The sequence below is a fragment of the Phenylobacterium sp. genome (assembly GCF_044371015.1).
Lineage (GTDB): Bacteria > Pseudomonadota > Alphaproteobacteria > Caulobacterales > Caulobacteraceae > Phenylobacterium.
The window spans coordinates 1-6,432 of the sequence record NZ_JBILUK010000184.1 but is presented as its reverse complement, the minus strand read 5'-3'; the positions used below and the strand labels follow the sequence as shown (position 1 = coordinate 6,432).

Annotated in this window: 9 protein-coding genes, 1 tRNA gene and 1 pseudogene; 9 read left to right on the top strand and 2 right to left on the bottom strand. The window is 67.6% G+C overall.

Features of this window, described 5'->3' with window-relative positions; translation table 11 throughout:
* The 4 genes and pseudogenes from ACIQ3R_RS13685 to ACIQ3R_RS13670 all read left to right on the top strand — a co-directional run.
* Positions 1–518: pseudogene (locus tag ACIQ3R_RS13685) on the top strand (phosphate acyltransferase); the annotation flags it as partial.
* A 1-nt stretch (position 519) separates the two neighbouring features.
* A complete protein-coding gene (locus tag ACIQ3R_RS13680; RefSeq protein ID WP_397419408.1) occupies positions 520–1,500 on the top strand; it encodes a beta-ketoacyl-ACP synthase III in 981 nt (326 codons plus the stop codon).
* A gap of 70 nt (positions 1,501–1,570) precedes the next feature.
* On the top strand, positions 1,571–1,903 hold the full coding sequence (locus ACIQ3R_RS13675) for an integration host factor subunit alpha (protein ID WP_397419406.1): 333 nt from the start codon (positions 1,571–1,573) through the stop codon (positions 1,901–1,903).
* A 35-nt stretch (positions 1,904–1,938) separates the two neighbouring features.
* The gene (locus ACIQ3R_RS13670) at positions 1,939–2,310 is read left to right on the top strand and encodes a MerR family transcriptional regulator (RefSeq protein ID WP_397419404.1); all 372 of its coding nucleotides are present in this window, start codon (positions 1,939–1,941) and stop codon (positions 2,308–2,310) included.
* Positions 2,311–2,329: 19 nt separating this feature from the next.
* On the opposite strand, the gene ACIQ3R_RS13665 is transcribed toward ACIQ3R_RS13670, so the two are convergent.
* A tRNA-Pro gene (locus ACIQ3R_RS13665) sits at positions 2,330–2,406 on the bottom strand.
* A gap of 48 nt (positions 2,407–2,454) precedes the next feature.
* Positions 2,455–2,652 carry a DUF2842 domain-containing protein gene (locus ACIQ3R_RS13660; protein ID WP_397419402.1) on the bottom strand — a complete coding sequence of 66 codons (198 nt, stop codon included), beginning with the start codon at positions 2,650–2,652 and terminating at the stop codon, positions 2,455–2,457.
* Between the two features lie 87 nt (positions 2,653–2,739).
* On the opposite strand from ACIQ3R_RS13660, the gene ACIQ3R_RS13655 reads away from it, so the two are divergent.
* The 5 genes from ACIQ3R_RS13655 to ACIQ3R_RS13635 form a co-directional block, all read left to right on the top strand.
* Entirely contained in the window at positions 2,740–3,771 is a 1,032-nt protein-coding gene (locus ACIQ3R_RS13655) for a COX15/CtaA family protein (protein ID WP_397419400.1), read from the top strand.
* A 188-nt stretch (positions 3,772–3,959) separates the two neighbouring features.
* Complete coding sequence (rplM, locus tag ACIQ3R_RS13650) at positions 3,960–4,433, top strand: 50S ribosomal protein L13 (RefSeq protein ID WP_397419410.1); 474 nt, start codon at positions 3,960–3,962, stop codon at positions 4,431–4,433.
* A complete protein-coding gene (rpsI, locus tag ACIQ3R_RS13645) occupies positions 4,433–4,921 on the top strand; it encodes a 30S ribosomal protein S9 (RefSeq protein ID WP_397419398.1) in 489 nt (162 codons plus the stop codon). Before rplM ends, rpsI begins: the two co-directional genes overlap by 1 nt.
* 132 nt (positions 4,922–5,053) lie before the next feature.
* Positions 5,054–6,031 (top strand): N-acetyl-gamma-glutamyl-phosphate reductase, encoded by a 978-nt coding sequence (gene argC, locus ACIQ3R_RS13640; protein ID WP_397419396.1) that lies wholly within the window; start codon positions 5,054–5,056, stop codon positions 6,029–6,031.
* A partial coding sequence (locus ACIQ3R_RS13635) for a GNAT family N-acetyltransferase (RefSeq protein ID WP_397419393.1) occupies positions 6,028–6,432 on the top strand: 405 nt, incomplete at its 3' end. The genes argC and ACIQ3R_RS13635, both read left to right, overlap by 4 nt.

The window sequence follows — 6,432 nt, the reverse complement described above, 5'->3', positions numbered from 1 at the left end:
TGGGCCTGCTGAACGTCGGCTCGGAGGAAATGAAGGGGCACGAGGAGGTGCGCGAGGCCAACCGGCTTCTCCGGGAAGGCGACTTCGACCTGGACTATCGGGGTTTCATCGAAGGCGACGACATCACTGGCGGGGCGGTGGACGTGGTGGTGACCGACGGCTTCACCGGCAACGTAGCGCTCAAGGCCATGGAGGGTGCAGCCCGCTTCATGTACGACGAGTTGCGCGGCGCCCTGACCTCGGGCGCACTGGCGACGGCCGGCGCGATGCTGGCCCGCCCGGCCCTCCTCAAGTTCCGGGAACGGATCAGCCCGCCGCCTGCGGCGCCGCTGCTGGGCCTGAACGGCCTGGTGTTGAAGTGCCATGGCGGCGCCGACACGCGGGACTTCGCCAATGCGATCCGCGCCGCCGCCGAGCTGGCCCGCAGCGGCTTTGCCTCTGAGATCGAAAGGACTATGAGGCGGCTGCCCGCCGCGCTTGCTCCCGCAGGTCCGACGGCTGCGGATGGAGCCGCCTGACGTGCCTGGGGTTCTGCGGAGCGTGGTCACCGGGGTGGGCGGATTCCTCCCCGAGCGGATCGTCACCAACGACGAACTGTCCACCCGCGTGGACACCTCGGACGAATGGATTCGTGAGCGCACGGGCATTCGGGAACGGCGCCAGGCGGACGACAACACGCCGGTGTCGGACCTGGCCGTGGAAGCCGCCCGCCGCGCGCTCGCCGCCGCGGGCCGCACGCCGGCCGACGTCGATCTGATTGTTGTCGCCACCACCACGCCGGATCTGACCTTCCCGGCGACCGCGACCATCGTGCAGCGCAAGCTCGGCTGCCCTGTCGGCGTGGCGTTCGACGTGCAGGCGGTTTGCTCCGGCTTTGTCTATGCGCTGTCGGTCGCTGACGGGTTCGTGGCGCGGGGCCGGTCCCGTTGTGCGCTGGTCATCGGCGCCGAGACCATGACGCGACTGATGGACTGGACCGACCGGGGCACCTGCGTGCTGTTCGGCGACGGCGCCGGCGCCGTCGTGCTGGAGCCGGGGGAGGGCGCCGGCACGTCGGCGGATCGCGGGCTGCTGGGCTTCGCGCTTCGCGCTGACGGGACCAAGCAGGACCTGCTCTACGTGGACGGCGGCGTCTCCACCAACCGCCAGACCGGCTATCTGCGCATGCAGGGCAATCAGGTCTTCCGGCACGCCGTGATCAACATTTCCGAGGCGATCGTCGCGGCGGCCGCCGACGCGGGGATCGCCGTGAGCGATGTGGACTGGTTCATTCCGCACCAGGCCAACCAGCGAATTCTGGAGGGCGTAGCCAAGCGGGTGGGCATTCCGGAAGAGAAGGTGATCTCCACCGTGGCGGTCCACGCCAACACTTCGGCGGCCTCGATTCCGCTTGCGTTGGACCAGGGCGTGAAGGACGGTCGGGTGCGGCCTGGGCAGCTCTTGCTGCTGGAGGCGATGGGCGGCGGATTGACCTGGGGGGCCTGCGTCATCCGCCTGTAGGTGGTTTCAACCGGACAGCTGCTGTAAAGCAGGGCTTGAAGTTGTTGTGACGTTAGGAAAAACTACGCCGATGAACGACGTTTCGACCGGGAGCGGATCCAGCGCCAGGGGCGCGACGGTGACCCGCGCCGACCTCTGCGAGGCCGTGCACGAGCAGGTGGGCCTGACCCGACAGGACAGTTCCGAGCTTGTGGAACGCGTGCTGGAACTGATGTGCCAGGCGCTGGAGCGGGGCGATCAGGTCAAGCTTTCGGGCTTCGGCGTCTTCCAGGTGCGCGCCAAACGGGCCCGGATGGGTCGCAATCCCAAGACCGGTGAGCCGGCCGCCATCGACCCTCGTCGTGTGATCGGTTTCCGCGCCTCACACGTGATGAAGGCCCGAGTCGACAAGGCGCTCTCATGACCGGGCCCCTCGCATGACAGGGGCCTCGTAGGGCCGTGGCCAAGGGGCCGGAAGCTTTCCGCACCATATCCGAGGCGGCGGACGAGCTTGATGTGCCTCAGCACGTGCTGCGGTTCTGGGAAACGCGGTTCAGTTTCATCAAGCCGATGAAGCGCGCCGGCGGGCGGCGGTTCTATCGCCCGTCCGACATCATCGTGCTGCGCGGCGTGCGCCGCCTGCTGCATGAGGAAGGCTACACCATCAAGGGTGTGCAGAAGCTGCATCGGGAACAGGGGATCAGGCGTCTGGCGGCGGCGGGAGAGGCGAGCCCCGCGCCCGACGCGCCGAGCGGCCCGACCGCCCTGCTGGAGGCGCTCCACGACCTCGAAACCGCCAAGGCGCGGCTGGACGGCTTACTGAAAGGGTAGCCCTCGCCGCCGGCCCGGCTGGTCGGAGCGACAGGATTTGAACCTGCGACCCCTTGACCCCCAGTCAAGTGCGCTACCAAGCTGCGCCACGCTCCGAAGGGCCGGACGGCGAGGCGCGTCTTCTATGTGAGGGCAGGGGGCTTGTCACCCCTCCCGGTTCATCCACTTGATCAGCGGGAACAGCGGCACGCCCCACAGGGTCCCGACCACTGCGAAATAGGCCAGTTGCGCGGCCCAGTGAGCGGGGATGTGGTCGCCGAGGATGGCGGCGGCGGCCATGTAGGCGGCGAGGAACGCGAGGATCGCGATCATGCCGATGAACTTCTTCAAGCGCGGAGACATGCCTGCGAAATAGGATGCTGGAGCGCGTGAGGGAAGGCGGATAGAAGGCGCTCAACTTCAGCCCCATGGTCGGCCCAACCGGTTTCCATGACCTCGTTCCTGCGAACTGACCGATCCCGGCCCGTGGCGATCTGGCTGCTGGTCGTCGCCGTCTTCGTGCTGGCGATGATCGTGGTGGGCGGCGCCACCCGGCTGACCGACTCGGGGCTCTCGATCACCGAGTGGAAGCCGGTGACCGGCGCGATCCCGCCGTTGTCGCACGCTGACTGGATGGCGGAGTTCGAGCTCTACAAGCAGATTCCCCAATACGCGCAGGTGAACGCCGGCATGAGCCTGGAGGCGTTCCAGTTCATCTACTGGTGGGAGTGGGGTCACCGGTTCCTGGGCCGGGTGCTGGGGCTGGTGTTCTTTGTGCCCCTGGTGGTGCTGTCGGTGCGGCGGGCGATCCCACGGCGGCTGTGGGCGCCGCTGGCGGTGATCGGCGCTCTCGGCGCGCTGCAGGGCGCGGTGGGCTGGTGGATGGTGGCCAGCGGCCTTTCAGAGCGGGTCTCGGTGGCGCCGGAGCGGCTGATGACGCATCTGGGCCTGGCCTTCGCCCTGCTGGGCCTGCTGCTCTGGACGGCGCTCGACGCCTGGTCAGGCGCCGGGCGGCCCGCTGGCGACCGGGCCTGGACGCGGCGGGGCGCCATCCTGATCGGGCTGGTCTATCTGCAGATCCTGCTGGGCGCGCTGGTTGCGGGCAACGATGCAGGCTTTGTCTACAACGACTGGCCGCTGATGAACGGGGCGCTGGTCCCCGACGACTATCTGAAGGACACGCTGTGGGCCACGCTGGCGCACAGCCAGGGCGCGACGCAATTGCATCACCGGCTGTTGGGCTATGTCCTGTTCGCCTACGCCCTGTGGGTGGCCTGGGTGTCGGCGCGGGACGTCGGCCTGCCGTCGCTGGCGCGCGGACTTGGGGTGGCGGCGGGCGTGGGGATTGCGCTCCAGGCGGTCCTGGGCGTGGTGACGCTGATGGCCGCCGCGCCGCTGGCCCTTGGCATCGCCCATCAGTTCGCCGCGGCGATCGTCCTGGCGATCACGGTCGCTTTCGCGTGGCGCATCAGTCGGGCCTGAAGCGAAAGTCGCGGTATTATGATACCGCTAACCGCAATACATTGATTTATTGGAGATTTGTCGAAACGGCGTGCTGCAATGCGGATTGACAACGCGGGTTGCTGACGGCATATGCCGCGCCTCGCACCCGGACCGCTTGGCTGTAAGGCTTGGCGGACCGGTCAAGATCAATCGGAACTGTCCTCATGCTGAAGAGCACCACGGCTTCGCTGAAGCCCGCCGAGGTCGAGAAGAAGTGGATCGTTGTCGACGCCGAGAACGCCGTGGTCGGCCGCCTCGCTTCGTTCATCGCCATGCGGCTTCGCGGCAAGCACCGGCCTGACTACACCCCCCACGTCGACTGCGGCGATTTCGTCGTGGTGGTGAACGCCCACAAGGTGAAGTTCACCGGCAAGAAGGCCACCGACGAGGTCTACTACTGGCACACCGGCCATCCCGGCGGCGTGAAGCAGCGGACGCCTGCGCAGATCCTCGGCGGCAAGTACCCCGAGCGTGTGCTGCAGAAGGCCGTGGAGCGCATGCTGCCCAAGGAAAGCCCGCTGGCCCGCAAGCAGATGACGCATCTGCGCATCTACAACAGCGCCGAGCATCCGCACGCCGCCCAGAACCCTGAAGCCATCGCGTTCGCCGAACTGAACGCCAAGAACGTGCGGAGCGCCTGATGAGCGAAGCTGTCACCGAACAGGCTACCGGCTTCGACGCCCTGAAGGGCATGGGAACGCAGGCCGACGAAACCATCGTCCGCGAACCCAAGATCGACGCCCAGGGCCGCTCCTATGCGACCGGCAAGCGCAAGAACGCCATCGCCCGCGTGTGGATCAAGCCCGGCAAGGGTCTGATCACCATCAACGGCCGCGACCAGACGATCTATTTCGCGCGTCCTGTCCTGCGCATGATGATCGCCCAGCCGATGCAGCTGGCGGATCGCGCCGGTCAGTTCGACGTGATCGCCACGGTGGAAGGCTCCGGCCTTTCGGGCCAGGCCGGCGCAGTGCGTCACGCGATCTCGAAGGCGCTGACCTACTACGAGCCCGGCCTTCGCGCCGTGCTCAAGCCGCATGGCTTGCTGACCCGCGACTCGCGCGTCGTGGAGCGCAAGAAGTACGGCAAGGCCAAGGCCCGACGCAGCTTCCAGTTCTCGAAGCGCTAAACCGCGCGCGAGCTTCGATGTTCGCGAGGGGCGCTTCGGGAAACCGGAGCGCCCTTTTTCTTTGCCCTCTCCCAATCCCCTTTCACTCCGCACATCGAACGGGGGAGAGGGGATAGGCTTCGGAGATAGATCATGACGCACACGGTGTTCATCGACGGTGAGGCGGGAACCACGGGCCTGCAAATCCGTGAGCGCCTGGCCGTGCGCACGGACCTCGAAGTGCTGTCCATTGACCCGGCGCGCCGCAAGGACGCCGATGCGCGCGCGGAACTGCTCAACGCCGCCGATGCGGTTGTGCTGTGCCTGCCCGACGACGCCAGCCGCGAAGCGGTCGCGATGATCACCAACAACCGCGTGAAGGTGGTCGACGCCTCCACCGCATTCCGCACTGCGGCCGGCTGGACCTATGGATTTCCGGAGATGGCGCCCGGCCATCGCCAGGCGATTCAGGCGGCCAGCCGGGTTTCGAACCCGGGCTGTTACCCGACCGGGTTCATTGCGCTCGTGCGGCCGCTGGTCAGCGCGGGGCTGCTGCCGGCCGACTTCCCGGTGACCGTGAACGCGATCTCCGGCTACTCCGGCGGCGGCAAGGGGCTGATCACAGAGTTCGAAGCACCGACTCCGACAGGCAGCGACGACGCCTTCCGCGCCTATGGGCTGACGCTCTCGCACAAGCACGTCCCGGAGATGACCCGGCACACCGGGCTGGCGCACCCGCCTCTGTTCGCCCCTTCCGTCGGCCGCTACGCCCAGGGGATGCTGGTGGAGGTTCCGCTGCAGCTGTGGGCCTTGCCGGGCCGGCCTGCGCCGTCGGACCTGCTGGCGGCCCTTGCGGCGGCCTACGAAGGCGAACGATTCGTAGAGGTGGCGAGCGCGGACGAGTGCGCCGAACTTCAGAAGGCGCGGGCCGGCGCGGCGGGATACGTGCAGGCGCTGGATCCCCAGGCCCTCAACGGCACGAACCGGATGCGGCTCTTCGTCTTCGGCGCGTCAGACGGGCGGCAGGCGCGGCTGGTGGCGATCCTCGACAACCTGGGCAAGGGCGCCTCGGGCGCGGCGGTTCAGAACCTGAACCTGATGCTGGGCCTCGACGAGGGCGCGGGGCTTTGATCCTGCGTCCGGCGCTCGCGACGGATGCGCCCGCCATGGGCGAACTGCATATCCTGGCCATGCGGACGCTGACCTTCCTGCCGCAACTCCATGGCGTGGAAGAGGCCCAGGTCTGGATGGCGGATGAGATCCTGCCCACCCACGCGGCCTGGGTCGCCGAGGTTGATGGCGCCGTGGTCGGCTACATCGCGATCAAGGACGACTGGATCCAGCAGATCTATGTCCATCCGGATCGCCATGGACAGGGGATTGGCGCGGCCTTGCTGGCCTACGTGATGGCCATGGGCCCGCCCCGACAGCTCTGGACGTTCCAGCAAAGCGACAGGGCCCGACGCTTCTACGAGTCTCGTGGTTTCCGCCCCGTGGAATTCACCGACGGCGAGGGGAACGAGGAAAAGACC

What these genes read in the sequence shown, in the direction of transcription:
- ACIQ3R_RS13655 (WP_397419400.1), top strand. Translation starts at nt 2,740, where the DNA reads ATGACCTCGTTCCTGCGAACTGACCGATCCCGGCCCGTGGCGATCTGG.
- ACIQ3R_RS13660 (WP_397419402.1), bottom strand. Translation starts at nt 2,652, where the DNA reads ATGTCTCCGCGCTTGAAGAAGTTCATCGGCATGATCGCGATCCTCGCG.
- argC (WP_397419396.1), top strand. Translation starts at nt 5,054, where the DNA reads ATGACGCACACGGTGTTCATCGACGGTGAGGCGGGAACCACGGGCCTG.
- rpsI (WP_397419398.1), top strand. Translation starts at nt 4,433, where the DNA reads ATGAGCGAAGCTGTCACCGAACAGGCTACCGGCTTCGACGCCCTGAAG.
- ACIQ3R_RS13675 (WP_397419406.1), top strand. Translation starts at nt 1,571, where the DNA reads ATGAACGACGTTTCGACCGGGAGCGGATCCAGCGCCAGGGGCGCGACG.